15 protein-coding genes are annotated in these 17,471 nt (G+C 60.3%); 12 read left to right on the top strand and 3 right to left on the bottom strand.

Annotated features, from left to right (window positions below):
* Window positions 1-71: 71 nt before the first annotated feature.
* From tcyJ to PPUTUW4_RS00940, 12 genes are all read left to right on the top strand, one after another.
* Complete coding sequence (gene tcyJ / locus PPUTUW4_RS00995; RefSeq protein ID WP_015093009.1) at window positions 72-872, top strand: cystine ABC transporter substrate-binding protein; 801 nt, start codon at window positions 72-74, stop codon at window positions 870-872.
* Entirely contained in the window at window positions 872-1,537 is a 666-nt protein-coding gene (gene tcyL, locus PPUTUW4_RS00990) for a cystine ABC transporter permease (RefSeq protein WP_007972897.1), read from the top strand. Before tcyJ ends, tcyL begins: the two co-directional genes overlap by 1 nt.
* A gap of 4 nt (window positions 1,538-1,541) precedes the next feature.
* Window positions 1,542-2,297, top strand: a complete 756-nt coding sequence (tcyN, locus tag PPUTUW4_RS00985; protein WP_007972898.1) for an L-cystine ABC transporter ATP-binding protein TcyN — start codon at window positions 1,542-1,544, stop codon at window positions 2,295-2,297.
* A gap of 483 nt (window positions 2,298-2,780) precedes the next feature.
* Window positions 2,781-3,554, top strand: a complete 774-nt coding sequence (locus tag PPUTUW4_RS00980) for a hypothetical protein (RefSeq protein WP_015093008.1) — start codon at window positions 2,781-2,783, stop codon at window positions 3,552-3,554.
* Window positions 3,555-3,823: 269 nt separating this feature from the next.
* The gene (locus PPUTUW4_RS00975; protein WP_015093007.1) at window positions 3,824-5,056 is read left to right on the top strand and encodes an SfnB family sulfur acquisition oxidoreductase; all 1,233 of its coding nucleotides are present in this window, start codon (window positions 3,824-3,826) and stop codon (window positions 5,054-5,056) included.
* Window positions 5,057-5,079: 23 nt separating this feature from the next.
* A complete protein-coding gene (locus PPUTUW4_RS00970; RefSeq protein WP_015093006.1) occupies window positions 5,080-6,273 on the top strand; it encodes an SfnB family sulfur acquisition oxidoreductase in 1,194 nt (397 codons plus the stop codon).
* On the top strand, window positions 6,274-7,626 hold the full coding sequence (locus PPUTUW4_RS00965; protein ID WP_015093005.1) for an LLM class flavin-dependent oxidoreductase: 1,353 nt from the start codon (window positions 6,274-6,276) through the stop codon (window positions 7,624-7,626).
* Window positions 7,627-7,757: 131 nt separating this feature from the next.
* Window positions 7,758-8,567 (top strand): MetQ/NlpA family ABC transporter substrate-binding protein, encoded by an 810-nt coding sequence (locus PPUTUW4_RS00960; protein ID WP_015093004.1) that lies wholly within the window; start codon window positions 7,758-7,760, stop codon window positions 8,565-8,567.
* 2 nt (window positions 8,568-8,569) lie between these two features.
* Window positions 8,570-9,691 (top strand): ATP-binding cassette domain-containing protein, encoded by a 1,122-nt coding sequence (locus PPUTUW4_RS00955; RefSeq protein WP_015093003.1) that lies wholly within the window; start codon window positions 8,570-8,572, stop codon window positions 9,689-9,691.
* Window positions 9,681-10,325 (top strand): methionine ABC transporter permease, encoded by a 645-nt coding sequence (locus PPUTUW4_RS00950; protein WP_015093002.1) that lies wholly within the window; start codon window positions 9,681-9,683, stop codon window positions 10,323-10,325. The genes PPUTUW4_RS00955 and PPUTUW4_RS00950 overlap by 11 nt, the downstream gene beginning before the upstream one ends.
* Window positions 10,326-10,865: 540 nt before the next feature.
* Window positions 10,866-11,204 carry a hypothetical protein gene (locus PPUTUW4_RS00945; RefSeq protein ID WP_015093001.1) on the top strand — a complete coding sequence of 113 codons (339 nt, stop codon included), beginning with the start codon at window positions 10,866-10,868 and terminating at the stop codon, window positions 11,202-11,204.
* A gap of 168 nt (window positions 11,205-11,372) precedes the next feature.
* On the top strand, window positions 11,373-12,002 hold the full coding sequence (locus PPUTUW4_RS00940) for a class I SAM-dependent methyltransferase (RefSeq protein ID WP_015093000.1): 630 nt from the start codon (window positions 11,373-11,375) through the stop codon (window positions 12,000-12,002).
* 98 nt (window positions 12,003-12,100) lie between these two features.
* On the opposite strand, the gene PPUTUW4_RS00935 is transcribed toward PPUTUW4_RS00940, so the two are convergent.
* From PPUTUW4_RS00935 to PPUTUW4_RS00925, 3 genes are read right to left on the bottom strand one after another with little or no spacing between them, the layout of a single operon-like run.
* On the bottom strand, window positions 12,101-15,151 hold the full coding sequence (locus tag PPUTUW4_RS00935) for an efflux RND transporter permease subunit (protein WP_015092999.1): 3,051 nt from the start codon (window positions 15,149-15,151) through the stop codon (window positions 12,101-12,103).
* Window positions 15,148-16,212, bottom strand: coding sequence for an efflux RND transporter periplasmic adaptor subunit (locus tag PPUTUW4_RS00930; RefSeq protein WP_015092998.1), 1,065 nt, complete (start codon window positions 16,210-16,212; stop codon window positions 15,148-15,150). Before PPUTUW4_RS00930 ends, PPUTUW4_RS00935 begins: the two co-directional genes overlap by 4 nt.
* Complete coding sequence (locus tag PPUTUW4_RS00925; RefSeq protein WP_015092997.1) at window positions 16,209-17,312, bottom strand: efflux RND transporter periplasmic adaptor subunit; 1,104 nt, start codon at window positions 17,310-17,312, stop codon at window positions 16,209-16,211. Before PPUTUW4_RS00925 ends, PPUTUW4_RS00930 begins: the two co-directional genes overlap by 4 nt.
* Window positions 17,313-17,471 lie beyond the last annotated feature (159 nt).

The following is a 17,471-nucleotide window of genomic DNA, read 5'->3' as shown; positions in this document are numbered from 1 at the left end:
CGCAGTCGTCCGAATCCCGAATTTGCCAACTTTCCTAAAGCGTCTTCCATAAGAAAACACAGGGGCTTGTCATGAATTTTTCCGCACTACGTCGCAATCTGCTGGTGGGCTCGCTAGGCCTGGCACTGAGCGCAGGCCTGATTGGCCAAGCCGTTGCCGGTGAGCAACTGCAAAAAATCAAGGACGCCGGCGTGATCAACGTTGGCCTGGAAGGCACTTACCCACCGTTCAGTTTCGTCGATGCCGACGGCAAACTGACCGGCTTCGAAGTCGAGTTCTCCGAAGCCCTGGCCAAAGAGCTGGGCGTCAAGGTCAAACTGCAACCGACCAAATGGGACGGCATCCTCGCGGCCCTGGAATCCAAGCGTCTGGACGCCGTGATCAACCAGGTGACCATCTCCGAAGAGCGCAAGAAGAAGTACGACTTCTCCGAGCCTTACACCGTTTCCGGTATCCAGGCGCTGGTGCTGACGAAGAAGGCCGCCGAGCTGAACATCAAGACCGCTGCCGACCTGGGTGGCAAGAAAGTCGGCGTAGGCCTGGGCACCAACTACGAAGAGTGGGTGAAAACCAATGTGCCGACCGCCGATGTCCGCACCTATGAAGATGATCCGACCAAGTTCCAGGACCTGCGTGTCGGCCGTATCGACGCCATTCTGATCGACCGCCTGGCCGCGCTGGAATACGCCAAGAAAGCCAAGGACACCACCGCCGCCGGTGACGCGTTCTCCCGTCAGGAAGCCGGCATTGCCCTGCGCAAAGGCGAGCCTGAACTACTGGCCGCGGTGAACAAGGCAATCGACAAGCTGCGCGCCGATGGCACCCTGAAAAAGCTCTCGGAAAAATACTTCAACGCTGACGTCACTCAATAATGGAAGAAGCTTTCCAACTCGCACTGGACTCCGTGCCCTTTCTGCTCAAGGGCGCGTACTACACGGTCATCCTCAGCCTGGGCGGGATGTTCTTCGGCCTGGTGATGGGGTTCGGCCTGGCGCTGATGCGCCTGTCGCGCTTCAAGCTGGTGAGCTGGATCGCCCGCATCTACGTGTCGTTCTTTCGCGGCACGCCGTTGCTGGTGCAACTGTTCGTGATCTATTACGGCTTGCCGCAATTGGGTCTGGAACTTGATCCGCTGCCGGCGGCCCTGATCGGCTTCTCGCTGAACATGGCCGCCTACGCCTGCGAAATCCTGCGTGCCGCGATCAGCTCCATCGAGCGCGGCCAGTGGGAAGCCGCTGCCAGTATCGGCATGACCCGCGCGCAAACCCTGCGCCGGGCCATCCTGCCGCAGGCCATGCGCACCGCATTGCCGCCGCTGGGCAACAGCTTCATTTCGCTGGTCAAGGACACGGCGCTGGCCGCTACCATCCAGGTGCCGGAGCTGTTCCGTCAGGCCCAACTGATCACCGCCCGTACCTTTGAAATCTTCACCATGTATCTTGCCGCCGCACTGATCTACTGGGTCCTGGCCACGGTGCTGTCGCACCTGCAGAACCAGTTGGAAGCGCGGGTCAATCGGCACGACCAGGAGTCCTGACCCAATGATTGTCGTGGAAAAACTGACAAAGCAGTTCAAGGGTCAAGTCGTGCTCAATGGCATCGATCTTGAGGTCAAGGAAGGCGAGGTGGTCGCGATTATCGGCCCCAGCGGTTCGGGCAAGACCACCTTCCTGCGCTGCCTGAATTTCCTGGAAGAACCCACCAGCGGCCGGATCAAGGTCGGCGATATCGAGATCGATACCAGCCGTCCCCTGAACCAGCAGCAGAGCCTGGTGCGACGTTTGCGCCAGCACGTGGGCTTCGTGTTCCAGAACTTCAACCTGTTCCCCCATCGCACCGCCCTGGAAAACGTCATCGAAGGCCCGATCGTGGTCAAGAAGACCCCGCACGCCGATGCTGTAGCCCTGGGTAAAAAACTCTTGGCCAAGGTCGGTCTGGCGGGCAAGGAGGACGCTTACCCGCGTCGTCTCTCCGGTGGTCAGCAACAGCGCGTGGCGATTGCCCGGGCGCTGGCAATGGAGCCCGAAGTGATCCTGTTCGATGAGCCGACCTCGGCCCTCGACCCGGAACTGGTGGGCGAGGTATTGGCGACCATCCGCGGCCTGGCCGAAGAGAAGCGCACCATGGTGATCGTCACCCACGAAATGGGTTTTGCCCGGGACGTGGCCAACCGTGTGGTGTTTTTCGACAAGGGCGTGATCGTCGAACAAGGCGAAGCGAAGGCGTTGTTTGCCAACCCGAAAGAAGAGCGAACCCGACAGTTCCTGAGCAAGTTCCTGAATAACGCACACAACTAAAAACCCTGCGTAACAACGGTAAACTTCCATGGACGGAAGTGATACCCCTCGAAATACGCTTCATTAATACAAAATCAAACCCATCTATTTAACATGCATATCCTGTACGCGTGCGCGGTACAAATATATGCATCACAACAATTAAACAGTGACAATTCAATCAGATCCTCTATCGCAAGACGGTGCCCACGAACTTGCAACAGTCCGCCCTTATTTCCGTGCCTTCAGCAGAAAAACTCGACGAACAGACATGGTTTATTTACTTGGATCCGTAGGAACTTTCTGAATAGCACCACACAACCACCATAACTAATAAATCTTATTGACACCTGATCTCCCTGACTCTTATCTAGTCTCCAGCCAGCGACACCCTTCACATTTAAATCATTATTTCCGCTCAAAGTAATGAATGGTTTTTCTGTTCGATTATTGGTTTTTGATATTCCAGAAACGGACTTCGTTGCAAGACTTCAAGGAGACTTCATGAATAGCACCTCGAACACATCCAGGCTTGCGGCCCCGACCCTGGCGCGATCGAACAAGGCCGGCATCAACGTCACCTGCGCGGCGCACCTGCTGATCGATGTGGCGCCCTACCCCGCCATGGACTCAGGAGACCTGGTCGAACTGTTCTGGGACAACTGCTACGTGGCCTCCCGCGTGCTGACGGCCAGCGATGTCGGCCGACCGGTGCAGTTGCGGGTGCCTGAGAGTTTTGTCGCCAACGGTACTTCGCGCATTCACTACCGGGTCATGCAGATTGGCCGGGGTCCGGCGGTATCGGCCAGTCAAAACGTACAGATCAAACTCGACTGTCCAGGCGGCCAACCCTCGGCGCTGTGCGGCGATGAAAACCAGTGCCTGGCACCAGTGAGCATTCCCGAGGCAATTTGCCGTCAGGGGGTCAATCCGAGTCAGGTCAAACGCGGTGTTCCCTTGACCATCGAGCCGTACCTGAACATGGCCGTCGACGACGAGATCACCCTGCGCTGGGGCGATGTGCGCATGGATCTGCCACCGCTCAAGTCCGCCGATATAGGCCAGCCGATCCACGTCTGGATACCGCCGGCCATCATCCTCGAAGCAGGCGAAGATCTGCACCTGGAAGTGACGTACTGCATTCTCGACAGGGTAGGCAACAACTCCCGCTGGGCACCGGCCCGCACGCTGAAGATCGGTTGCGCCAATCCTTATGTGAAAGTCCCGAAGAAACAGCATCTCAAGGCTGCTGAACCCTGCAGACAGCGGCGGCAGTGACTGTGCCCACCGTGTTTTTGTGGCGAGGGGGCTTGCCCCCTCGCCACAGAGATTGCCTCCCCCAGAACACCTTCTATTCATATTCCTAAAAGTTAGTTCATAAAATATTTATACACGTTTAGGGTATATACACCGGACCACCGGACATTCTTGTTTTCATGCGCGGCCACAAGCGGCGCTTCCATGAGATGTGAGGTAGGTATGGTCCGGAACACAATCACCCCAGTGCAGATCGCCAGGGCATTGCGAGCAGCCAAGGAGTGGCACTGATGTCCAGTCTGGCAGATGCAATCGTCCAGAGTGACCTGGACATCGCCCCGTTGTTGTTGCCCGCACAAGTCTTGCGCAACGACGCCCAAGCCATCAAGGCGGCCCACGAACTGGCGCACGTTGCGCGCCTGCAAGCGGCCAAGCGTGACCAGTTGCGCAAGCTCCCATGGTCTGAAATCGAACAGTTCACCCGCAGCGGCCTGGGCAGCATTTCCATCCCCCGCGAGTACGGTGGCCCGCAGGTTTCGTTCGTCACCCTGGCCGAGGTCTTCGCGATCATTTCCGCCGCCGACCCGGCGCTTGGGCAGATACCGCAAAACCAGTTCGGCATTCTTAACCTGATCCTCGGCAGCGCCACCGAAGCGCAGAAAAGGCAACTGTTCAAAAGCGTCCTGGATGGCTGGCGCATCGGCAATGCCGGGCCGGAACGCGGCACCAAAAATACCCTGGAACTGAAAGCGCGCATCACCGCTGACGGCGTCCTCAACGGCCAGAAGTTCTATTCCACCGGTGCACTGTTTGCCCATTGGGTGGCGGTCAAGGCATTGAACGACGACGGCAAACAAGTGCTGGCGTTCATCCGTCGCGGCACGCCGGGATTGCGCATCGTCGATGACTGGTCCGGCTTTGGTCAGCGCACTACCGCCAGCGGCACGATTTTGCTCAACAATGTGCAGGTCGATCCCGAACTGGTGGTGGAAAACTGGCGCATCAACGACACGCCTAACATCCAGGGCGCCGTCTCCCAACTGATTCAGGCGGCCATCGACGCCGGTATCGCCCGGGGCGCCATCGACGACGCCATCGACTTCGTGAAAACCCGCGCCCGGCCATGGATCGACGCCAAGGTCGAGCGGGCTAGCGATGACCTGTATGTGATCGCCGATATCGGCAAGCTGAAAATCGAACTGCACGCCGCCGAAGCGCTGCTGCGCAAGGCCGGGCAGGTGCTCGATGAAGTCAGCACCGCACCGCTCAGCGCCGAATCCGCCGCCCGCGCCTCGATTGCCGTGGCCGAAGCCAAAGTGCTGACCACCGAGATTTCGTTGCTGGCCAGCGAAAAGCTGTTCGAACTGGCCGGCAGCCGCGCCACCCTCGCCGAATTCAACCTCGACCGCCACTGGCGCAATGCCCGGGTGCACACCCTGCACGATCCGGTGCGCTGGAAGTATCACGCCATCGGCGCCTATCGCCTCAACGGCACGCTGCCTAATCGTCATTCCTGGATTTAACGACCAGACATCTGGAGAAGCACATGAGCATTTCTCACCCCGTCGCGGTCATCACCAGCGATGAGCAAGCCCTGATTGTCGCCAGCGATCTGGCCGAAGATTTCAAACGTGACAGCGCCACACGCGACCGTGAACGCCGTTTGCCACACCCCGAACTGGAGGTGTTTTCCCGCTCGGGCCTTTGGGGCATCAGCGTGCCAAAGGAATATGGCGGCGCCGGTGTTTCCAACGTCACCCTGGCCAAGGTCATCGCTCTGATCGCCCAGGCCGACGGCTCGCTGGGGCAAATTCCGCAGAACCATTTTTATGCCCTCGAAGTGCTGCGCGTGAACGGCAGCCATGAGCAGAAAAAACGTCTTTATGCCGAAGTGCTGGCCGGCCAGCGCTTCGGCAATGCGTTGGCCGAGCTCGGAACCAAAACCGCCCACGATCGCATCACCAGCCTGACCCGCGATGGCAGCGGCTATCGCATCAATGGTCGCAAGTTCTACGCCACGGGCGCGATTTACGCCCAGCGCATTCCCACCTCGGTGGTGGATGAAAACGGTGTGCAGCAACTGGCGTTCGTTCCGCGCAACAGCAAGGGCCTCACCGTAATTGACGACTGGAGCGGCTTCGGCCAGCGCACCACCGGCAGCGGTTCGGTGGTGTTCGAAGACGTCTACGTCGCGGCCGAAGATGTCATCCCCTTTCAAAGCGCCTTCGAACGCCCGACCCCGGTCGGCCCGCTGGCGCAGATTCTCCATGCCGCCATCGACACCGGTATCGCCCGCGCCGCGTACGAAGATGCGCTGCACTTTGTGCGCAGCAAAACCCGGCCATGGATCGACGCCACCCACGAAAAAGCCACGGACGATCCACTGACCCTCAAGAGCTTCGGTCACCTGAGCCTCCGCCTGCACGCCGCCGAGGCACTGCTGGAGCGTGCCGGCGAATACCTCGACAACGCCCAGGCCGACACAAATGCCGAGACCGTCGCAGCCGCGTCGATTGCCGTCGCCGAAGCCCGCGCCCTGAGCACCGAAATCTCCCTGGCAGCCGGCAGCACGCTGTTCGAACTGGCCGGCAGCCAAGCGACCTTGATCGAACACGGTCTCGACCGCCACTGGCGCAACGCCCGGGTGCACACCCTGCACGACCCGGTGCGCTGGAAGTACCACGCCGTGGGCAACTACTACCTCAACGATGAAAACCCGCCACTGCGGGGGACCATCTGAATGGCTAAAAAGAAGATCCTGCTCAATGCCTTCAACATGAACTGCATCGGGCACATCAACCACGGTTTGTGGACGCACCCGCGCGACACGTCCACCCGCTACAACACGATCGAATACTGGACCGAACTGGCGCAATTGCTTGAGCGCGGGCTGTTCGACGGCCTGTTCATCGCCGACATCGTCGGGGTCTACGACGTCTACCAGAACTCGGTGGACGTGCCGTTGAAAGAGTCGATCCAGCTGCCGGTCAACGACCCGCTGTTGCTGGTTTCAGCCATGGCTGTGGTGACGAAAAACCTCGGTTTCGGCCTGACCGCCAACCTCACCTACGAAGCGCCGTACCTGTTCGCCAGACGCCTGTCGACGCTGGATCACCTCAGCCGTGGCCGGGTCGGCTGGAACATTGTCACCGGCTACCTCGACAGTGCCGCCAAGGCCATGGGTCTGAGCGAACAGGTCGAGCATGACCGCCGCTACGACCAGGCCGACGAGTACCTGGAGGTGCTCTACAAACTCCTGGAAGGCAGCTGGGAAAACGGTGCGGTGCTGAACGATCCACAGCAGCGGATCTATGCGCAGCCCGAGAAAGTGCACAAGGTCGAACACAAGGGCGAGTTCTATCAGGTCGAGGGCTATCACCTCTGCGAACCCTCGCCCCAGCGCACGCCGGTGCTGTTCCAGGCCGGCAGTTCGGATCGCGGTTTGCTGTTCGCCGGGAGGCATGCCGAGTGCGTGTTCATCAGTGGCCAGAACAAGGCGTCGACCAAGGCTCAGGTGGACAAGGTCCGTGCCAGTGCCGTCGAAGCCGGGCGCAATCCCGAGGACATCAAGGTGTTCATGGGCCTGAATGTGATCGTCGGCGCCACCGAAGAGCTGGCCTGGGCCAAGCACGCCGAGTACCTGAGCTACGCCAGTGCCGAGGCCGGCGTGGCGCACTTTTCGGCGTCCACCGGGATCGATTTTTCCCACTATGAAATCGACGAACCGATCCAGTACGTGAAGAGCAACGCGATCCAGTCCGCCACCAAACACCTGCAAAACAACGACTGGACCCGGCGCAAATTGCTCGAACAACACGCCCTCGGCGGTCGCTACATCACCGTGGTCGGCTCACCGCAGCAAGTGGCGGATGAGCTGGAATCGTGGATCGCCGAAACCGGGCTGGATGGCTTCAACCTGACCCGCATCGTCACCCCGGAAAGCTATGAGGATTTCATCGAGCTGGTGATTCCCGAGTTGCAACGGCGGGGGTCGTACAAGACTGCGTACGACAGCGGCACCTTGCGCGAAAAGCTGTTTCAGCGGGAGGCGCATCTGCCTGAGCAACATACGGGCTCGGCTTACCGCCGCTAAAAAAGCTTCGCGAGCAGGCTAGCTCCCACAGGGACTGAGTGATCACCCGAGATCCATTGTGGGAGCGAGCCTGCTCGCGAAGAGGCCCGACCAAACAACACAAACCTTATGCACTGACTGGATAACTCATCATGAAAAAGCACTACCTCTCTCACCCAGTCAAAGCACTGGCCCTGGCCCTCGGCCTGTTCAGCTCTGCGGTTTTCGCCGCCGACGCGCCGCTGAAAATCGGCACCACCGCCGCGTTCGCCATTCCCCTTGAAGCAGCCGTCGAAGAGGCTTCCAAACAAGGCCTGAAAGTCGAGCTGGTGGAGTTCACAGACTGGATCGCGCCGAACGTCAGCCTCGCCGCCGGCGATATCGACGTGAACTACTTCCAGCACATCCCGTTCCTGGAAAACGCCAAGGCCGCCTCGGGTTTCGACCTGGTGCCGTTCGCGCCCGGGATCATCAACAACGTCGGCCTCTACTCGAAGAAATACAAAAGTTTCGACGAACTGCCGCAAGGCGCCAGCGTGGCCATCGCCAACGACCCGATCAACAGCGGTCGAGGCTTGCAACTGCTGGCCAAGGCCGGCCTGATCACCCTCAAGCCCGGTGTCGGCTACAAGGCCACCGAAGAAGACATCATCGCCAACCCGAAGAAAATCAAGATCCTCCAGGTCGAAGCCGTGCAACTGGTACGCGCCTATGACGATGCCGATCTGGTGCAGGGCTACCCGGCCTACATTCGCTTGTCGAAAACCTTCGATGCGGGCTCAGCGCTGCTGTTCGACGGCCTCGATCACAAGGAGTACGTGATTCAGTTCGTGATCCAGCCGAAGAGCAAAACCGACCCGCGCCTGATCAAGTTCGTCGACATCTACCAGCACTCACCCGCGGTGCGCGCCGCACTGGATAAGGCTCACGGCAAGCTCTACCAAGCCGGTTGGGAAAGCTGAGCATGACCGCCGCCATCCAACGGCGACTGGAGATTCCAGAGCCGCAAAGCGCCGAGCGCACCGAGCTGCATCCCGAACTCAACCATGCCCACGTGCGCTTCATCGGCCTGGGCAAAACCTACAACGGCCAACAAGGCCCGGTGGCCGCGTTGCACGGCATCGACCTGGCGATCCAGCGCGGCGAAGTGTTCGGCATCATCGGCCGCAGCGGCGCCGGCAAGTCGTCACTGATTCGTACCATCAATCGCCTGGAGCAACCGAGCAGCGGTCGGGTGCTGATCGATCAGGTCGACATCGGCGAATTCGACGAAGACCGCTTGGTGGCGTTGCGTCGGCGCATTGGCATGATCTTCCAGCACTTCAATCTGATGTCGGCCAAGACCGTTTGGCAGAACGTCGAGTTGCCGCTGAAAGTCGCCGGTGTGCCCAAGGAACAACGCGAGCAGAAAGTCCGTGAGCTGCTGGAACTGGTCGGCTTGCAAGCCAAACACAAGGCTTACCCGGCGCAGCTATCCGGCGGGCAGAAACAGCGCGTGGGCATTGCCCGGGCGCTGGTGCATGACCCGCAAATCCTGCTGTGCGACGAAGCCACCTCGGCACTGGACCCGGAAACCACGCAATCGATCCTAGGCCTGCTGCGCGAGATCAATCAACGCCTGGGCCTGACCATTGTGCTGATCACCCACGAGATGGCGGTGATCCGCGAGATCTGTGATCGCGTAGTCGTCCTCGAACACGGGCGCATCGTCGAGCAAGGGCCGGTGTGGGAAGTCTTCGGCAATCCACAGCATGAGGTCAGCAAGACGCTGCTGGCGCCGTTGCAACACGCATTGCCGCAAGAGCTGCAAAGCCTTTTGCAGCCGCAATCGAACGCCCCGGATGCCGCCGTGGTCCTGCGCTTGCAGTTCACCGGCAACCAACGCGACGAGCCGGACCTGGCGGCACTGTTCAGCGCCCTCGGAGGCCGAGTGCGATTGCTGCAAGGCGGCGTGGAACGGATACAGGGGCATGCCCTCGGGCAACTGCTGCTGGCGGTGACGGGCTCCCCCCTCGGTGCCGAAGAATTGCGTCAACGCGCCAGCCAATGGGCGCAACAGGTGGAGGTGCTGGGTTATGTGGTTTGATCGCTTGCTGCAGGGCTTTATCGACACGTTTTTGATGGTCGGCGTGTCGTCGCTCATCGCGCTGTTGGCGGGCATTCCGCTGGCAGTGATCCTGGTCACCAGCTCCAAGGGTGGCATCTACGAAGCCCCGGCGCTGAACCGTGCACTGGGCGCGTTCGTGAACCTGTTTCGCTCGATTCCGTTCCTGATTTTGATGGTGGCGTTGATTCCGTTCACTCGTCTCATCGTCGGCACCACGTATGGCGTTTGGGCGGCCGTGGTGCCGTTGACCATCGCGGCCACGCCATTCTTTGCGCGCATTGCCGAAGTCAGCTTGCGCGAGGTCGATCATGGATTGATCGAAGCGGCGCAAGCCATGGGCTGCCGGCGCTGGCACATTGTTTGGCATGTGTTGTTGCCGGAAGCACTGCCGGGGATTGTCGGCGGGTTCACGATTACCCTGGTGACGATGATCAACTCATCGGCCATGGCCGGGGCGATTGGTGCGGGCGGGTTAGGGGATATTGCCTATCGGTATGGGTATCAGCGGTTTGATAGCCAGATCATGCTGACGGTGATTGTGTTGTTGGTGGCGTTGGTGGCGGTGATTCAGTTGGGTGGGGATCGGTTGGCTCGGGGCCTCAACAAGCGGTAGGCATGTTGTGAACACTCTTTGTGGCGAGGGGGCTTGCCCCCGTTCGACTGCGCAGCAGTCGCAAAACCTGCGGTCTCTTTTTTTCTGGCACACCTCATTGAATGGTTTTAGGGCCGCTTCGCAGCCCAGCGGGGGCAAGCCCCCTCGCCACAAAAGCTCACTTGCCACAGGTCATCATTGGTCTTCGGAGGGAAGTTTTCGTACAGGAAAATCAGCGGTTTTGCAGGCTCGCTCCCTTTCCTTTGCAGGACATTTCCTAGATCATTTCGCTCGCTTGCGCCTGCCAATTCCCGTGGCTAGTCTCGGTCCGTCACTGCTCATCAGTGATCGGGTTTAGTAGCCCGGAACAATAGGCGCATAGCGATTCCATGCTCATGTCCGGCAAATTTTGCCGCATGCAGAATATGGTGGCTGTGCGTGGGGTACCTTCGGGTGCACCGGTTTTCCTATTGACCGGCCTACTAACCTGCGTACAGCCGCCACCCAATCGTTTAGTAGGCGATAAGTGATGGCTCCCATGCAGCAATAGGAGTAACACTCATGGAAAAATCCGTTCCCGATCCCCCCGAACCCCCCACCGAAGACCCGCTCAGGGATCGCTCAGCGCTCTACCGCGCCATCGATTTCCACCTCACCGGCAAGCAACCCGCACCACCCGATGAAATGCGCTTCTACAACGTCAGCAAGGACGTGAGCTTCGAAGACACCCAACTCTATGTCGCCGATCTGCTGCGCTGTGCTTCGGTCACGGCGTATCAGTGTGGCGACCAGCTCAAGGGGGCCGACCGGGCGATGGTGTATTCGATCTGGCACTTGCTGGAGATTGCCAAGGCGATGGTGGATCACTCCATTGAGTGTTTGGGGATGAAAAAGGGCTGAGTCTGACTTTAATCATCGGTTGTCTGTGCCACCGCCATCGCGAGCAAGCTCGCTCCCACAGTTGACCGTGGATATCTGTGGGAGCGAGCCTGCTCGCGATGGGCTGCGCAGCAGCCCCCGGCACCATGGCGTATATTCGGTGAATCCAAATTGCCTGCGCAGCCGACCATGAAGCAAACACCCGACGACCTCGAACAGATCACCACCACGACCCTGGGCCACTACAACGCGGTGGCCGAAAGTTTCCGTGAAGGGACGCGCGATCACGACGTCAGCCAGAACATCGATGCCCTGTTGCGGCATATTCAGGGCGATGCGCCTTTCGACATTCTCGACTTCGGCTGCGGACCCGGTCGTGATCTGCAAACCTTCACCCGCATGGGCCACACAGCCGTCGGTCTCGACGGTTCGGAAAAATTCGCGCAGATGGCCCGGGACGACAGTGGTTGCGAGGTATGGCAGCAGGACTTTCTGAAGCTCGATCTACCGGCCGAGCGTTTCGACGGGATCTTTGCCAATGCAGTGTTGTTTCATGTTCCGCGTCAGGAACTACCACGGGTGCTGAAGCAGTTGTGGGGAACGCTGAAACCGGGTGGGGTGTTGTTCAGTTCCAATCCCCGTGGCGAGAATCAGGAAGGCTGGAACGGGCCGCGTTATGGGGCCTATCACGACCTGGCGGCCTGGCAGCAGTTGCTGATCGAGGCGGGTTTTGTGGAGTTGGAGCATTACTACCGGCCGGCCGGGCTGCCGCGGGAGCAGCAGCCGTGGTTGGCGAGTGTGTGGCGTAAAGCTGTGTAGTCAGTCCCGACGCCATCGCGAGCAAGCTCGCTCCCACAGTTAATCGCGGTCAACTGTGGGAGCGAGCTTGCTCGCGATGAGCGCGAAGCGCTCGCTTTTTAAACAGCCTCTTTCTTCGGCTCGCGAATCTTGTACCAGGCCACATACAGCGCCGGCAAAAACAGCAGCGTCAGCAAGGTGGCGATGACGATCCCGCCGATCATCGCGTAGGCCATCGGCCCCCAGAACACTTCCCGGGCAATCGGGATCATCCCCAGGCTCGCCGCCGCCGCGGTCAGCAGGATCGGACGACGCCGATGCTCGGTGGCCTGCACCACTGCATCCCACGGCGCATAACCCTTCTGCTCGTACTCCTCGATCTGGGTCACCAGGATCACCGAGTTACGGATGATGATACCGATCAACGCGAGAATCCCGAGGATCGCCACAAAGCCCATGGGCGTCCCTGTCGGCACCAGCGCGATCACCACGCCGATCAGCCCCAGCGGCGCGACGCTGGCCACCAGGAACAGCTTCTGCACGCTGTGCAGCTGGATCATCAGGAAGGTCGCCATCAGGAACAGCATCAGCGGCACAACCTTGGCAATCGGGCCCTGGGCCTTGCCGCTCTCCTCCACCGTACCACCGGTGGCGACCTTGTAGCCCGCCGGCAGTTTGGCTGCGAACGCGTCGATGGACGGCTTGAGGATTTTCACCAGGTCCGTCGGCTGGATCTCGTCGCGTATCGCCGCCTTGATGGTGATGGTCGGCAGGCGATCGCGACGCCACACCAGCGGCTGCTCCAGTTCGTAGCGCACCGTGGCGAACGCCAGCAGAGGAATCGACGTGCCGTTCGGCGTGACGATTTGCAGGTTCTGCAGGGTTTCCGGCGTTCCACGCTCGGAATCCACCGCACGACCAACCACGTTGATCAGGTAAATGTCGTCATCGACCTGAGTCACCGACTGGCCGCTGACGATGCCGTTCATCAGGTTGGCCACATCCTCGGAAGACAACCCCAACTGCCGCGCCTTGTCCTGGGCGATGTCGATGCGCAGCACTTTGCCCGGTTCGTTCCAGTCGTAGATGATCTCGCCCACGTGCGGGTTCTTGTCCAGCTCAGTGGCCAGGTCGATGGCATGTCGGCGCACCTGATCGATGTCCTTGCCGCTGATCCGGTACTGGATCGGACGCCCTACCGGCGGACCCATTTCCAGTGCCTGGACATAACTGCCGATGCCGACGAAGTCGTTGCGCAAGCGCTCGCGAAGCTTGTGCATCATGGCCTCACGGGAATGGCCTTTGCTGACGATCACCAACTGCGCGTAGAACGGGTTCTGCAGTTGCTGGTCCAGTGGCAGATAAAAACGGATGGCGCCCTGACCGATGTAGGTGCTCCAGCGCTCGATGTCCGGGTCGTCCTTGAGCGTGGCTTCGAGGCGATCGACAGCCCGGCGGGTTTCGTCGATCGAGGCGTTTTGCGGCAGGTTCAGGTCCACCAGGATTTCCGGTCGGTCCGAAGACGGGAAGAACTGGTTCTGCACGAAGCGCATGCAAAACAGCGCCAGCACAAAACACAGCACCGTAATGCCGATGGCCCACCAGCGATTGCGCATGCACCACAGCAGCCCGCCGTTGAACGCCTTGCCGATGCGCCCGGGTTCGCCTTCATGGGGTTTCACTTTGGTGCTGAGAATATGCACGCCGATGACCGGCGCAAACAGAACCGCCACCACCCACGACACCAGCATCGCACAGGCAATCACCGCAAACAGGGTGTAGGTGTATTCACCGGCCGAGCTGGCGTTCAAGCCGATCGGCACGAAGCCCGCCACCGTCACCAGCGTACCGGTGAGCATCGGGAACGCCGTGGAGGTGTAGGCGAAGGTTGCCGCCTGTTCCTTGGTCTCGCCCAACTCCAGGCGCGTCACCATCATCTCCACGGTGATCATCGCATCGTCCACCAGCAGGCCGAGGGCGATGATCAGTGCACCGAGGGAAATCCGCTGCATGGTGATGCCGCTGTACTCCATGAACACGAACACCATCGCCAGCACCAGCGGGATCGAGCAGGCCACCACCAGCCCGGCGCGCACGCCAAGGCTGACGAAGCTCACCACCAGCACGATCACCACCGCCTCGAACAGCGCGCTGGTAAAGCCGCCGACCGCCTCTTCGACCACCACGGCCTGGTCGGACACGTTGTAAATGCCGACGCCCACCGGCAGGTCGGCGGTCAACTCGTCAATACGGGCGTGCAAGGCCTTGCCGAACGCCTGGACGTTGCCCCCTTTTTGCATGGCAATCGCCAAGCCGATGGCCGGTTTGCCGTTGAAGCGGAATTCCGGCGAGGCCGGATCGACGTAGCCCCGGCTGATTTCGGCAACGTCGGCCAGACGATAGTAGCGGTCGTTGAGCTTGAGGTTGACCTCGGCCAGGTCTTTCTCCGAAGCGAACTTGCCTGACGTGCGCACCGAAATCCGCTCTGGCCCGGCCTCGATGACACCCGCCGGGGTCACCGCGTTCTGAGATTGCAGGCTCTGCACCACCTGACGCTCATCGATGCCGAGCGCGGCGAGTTTGCGCGTGGAGAAGTTCAGGTACAGCACTTCGTCCTGCTGGCCGACCATTTCGATCTTGCCCAGCCCCGGCACACCGCGAATCTCCATGCGGGCCTGTTCCACGTAGTCGCGCAACTGACGCTGGGTCAGGCCGTCGGCGGTGAAGGCGTAGATCGACCCGAAGACGTCACCGAACTCGTCGTTGAACGACGGCCCCTGTATGCCTTGCGGGAACTGGTATTTGATGTCGTTGATCTTCTTGCGCACCTGGTACCAGATTTCCGGGATGTCCTTGGCACCGGTGGTGTCGCGCAGGTACACGTACACCGTCGATTCGCCGGGGCGTGTGTAGCTTTTCACGTAGTCGAGGGAGTCGAGCTCTTCGAGCTTTTTCTCGATCCTGTCGGTGATCTGCTTGAGGGTTTCCTCCTGGGTCGCTCCCGGCCATTTGCTCTGGATCACCATGGTTTTGATGGTGAACGACGGGTCTTCTTCGCGCCCCAGGTTGAAATACGAGAACACACCCATCAGCAACGCGACGAACATCAGATACCAGATGAACGACTGATGCTTGAGGGCCCATTCCGAGAGGTTGAAAGGCCCTTTCATTGACTGTCCTCGTCGATTTTCACTTGCTGCCCCGGTTTGAGGCTGTTGACACCGGCACTGACCACCCGCTCGCCGTTCTTCACGCCGTCTGACAGCACCACGGTGCTGTCGGTGCGGCTGATCACGGTGACGTCACGGGGGGAGACGGTTTTACTCTGCGCGTCGATCACCCAGATGCGCGGCTTGCCATCGACCTCCTGCAGCGCGGTGACAGGCAACTCGATGCGCGGCTTGACCGCCGTGCTCAGGGTGACGCTGATGGCCGTGCCCAAACGGAAGCCCTGTGGCGTTTCGGCCAGGGTCAGGCGGGCACGACGGGTGCGTGTCGCGCTTTGAGCCTGGGGTTCGATTTCACGGATGACAGCGGTGGTGTTGATGCTCGGATCCAGTTGCGCAGCAACCTGAAACACCACATCGCTGGGCAACTGATCAACGAGGGTATCGGGCAGGTCGATCACCGCTTCCTTGATGTCCGGTTGCGCCAGGGTCACCACTTGCTGACCCGCCGTCACCACTTGCCCGGCCTCGGCGCTCCACGCGGTGACCACGGCTTTATGGTCGGCACGCAGTTCGGTGTAGCCCAATTGGTCTTTGCTCTGGCTGACGGCCGCCCGGGCCTGATCGAGGGAGGCCTGGGTGGTTTTCAGGTCCGTGTTGGCTGCGTCGAGTTGCGCTTGCGCGCCGACCCCGCGATCGAACAGGGCTTGTTGACGCTGGGCACTGGCCTTGGCATTGATCAGTTGCGCCTGGATTTTCGCCAGGTCGCCCTGGGCCGAACGCAATTGGTTCTGCTGATCGGAAGGATCGAGGGTGGCGAGCAGTGTCCCCTTTTCCACTTCGGTGCCGACATCGACGTTACGGCTGGCGATCCGCCCGCCCACGCGGAAGCCGGTATTGCTTTCATAACGCGCCTGGATGCTGCCGGCGAAGCGGCCCAGGTCCTCTTCGTTCAAGGTCTGGACCTTGATCGACAACACCGGTCGTACCGGTGCCGGCGGTGGTTCGCTTTCGGAACAGGCGCTCAGCACCAGCCCGATGGACAACGCCCATAAAGGCTTCATGGCTTGGCTCCCCACGTCAGATCCTTGTTAGTGTCTTCGGCAATCTCGACGTCCATGTCAGGGTGCAAGAGTTGGCCGCCCGCGATGATGACTTTGTCGCCGTCTTTCAACCCGCCGCTGATGATGACCTTGCCGGTCAGGTAGCGGCCGACTGTGACCGAATGCAACTGGGCCTTGCCCTTGTCGTCGACAATCCACACAGCGGGTTCACTGATGTTTTTGGTCAGCGCCGACCACGGCAACTCGATGACCGACTTGCCCGACCCCTTGGCCGTGGCACTCACCACCGAGCCCAATTGCATGCCGTCGGGCAGACTGTTGAGGCCGATCTTGACCTGCACGGTACCGGATTGCGCCGACACCGCCGGGGTGATTTCACGCACAGTGCCGGTGGTTTTGATCGCCGGGTTGTCGAGCAGGCTCAGGACAATGGTGTCATCGCTCGGTTTCTCGGCCAGCAGGGATTCATAAACGTTGAACACTGCATCGCGGTCGCCGTCACGGGCCAGGCTGAAGATCGGCATCGTCGCCTGAACCACCTGGCCGACCTCCGCCTGGCGCTCGGTAATGATCCCCGGCGCATCGGCGATCAGCGCCGTATAGCTCAACTGATCCTTGGCATTGGCCAGCTGCGCCTGGGCAGCGCTCAGGGCGCTCTGGCTGCTGTTCAAAGCGGCCTGGGCCGAGTCATATTCACTCTGGCTGGTATAACCCTTGGGCAAGAGTTTTTGCTGGCGTACGAATGCCGCCGCGTTCTGCTTCACCCGCGCCTGTTCGGCGGCCACTTGCGCCTGGGCCGAGTCGACGTTGCTCTGCAAGTCCTTGGGGTCGAGCCGGGCCAGCACTTGCTTGGCGGTCACTCGATCGCCGACGTCAACCGAACGCTGGATGATCTTGCCACCCACACGGAAAGACAGCTCCGTCTGTATCCGCGCCTGAATATCACCGGTGAGGGTAACCGGGGCCGCGTAGTCCGTCGGCTTGACGACTTGCACGAACACCCGTGGCAGGTATTCCTGTACGGGTTTTTTCTGGTCGCAAGCCGTCAGCAGGGTGACGACACTCAAGGCCATGACTACTTTGAATCCGGGAACCACCATGCAAACTCCTTGGCCTTTTTCATGTACAGCACGACAGAGAGCTTAGAACAGGACAGCAACCTTGCACGAGCGTCTTATGAAGAAAAAATTCACCCGGCCTTACGTCCAGAACACTTGCCCCAGACACCTGCCCGTAGCGGACAATGGGCGTCGCTCGAC

Origin of the sequence: Pseudomonas sp. UW4 (genome assembly GCF_000316175.1) — a bacterium.
In the GTDB taxonomy this organism is placed as follows: domain Bacteria; phylum Pseudomonadota; class Gammaproteobacteria; order Pseudomonadales; family Pseudomonadaceae; genus Aquipseudomonas; species Aquipseudomonas laurylsulfatiphila.
This window is presented reverse-complemented; position numbering and strand designations above follow the sequence as displayed.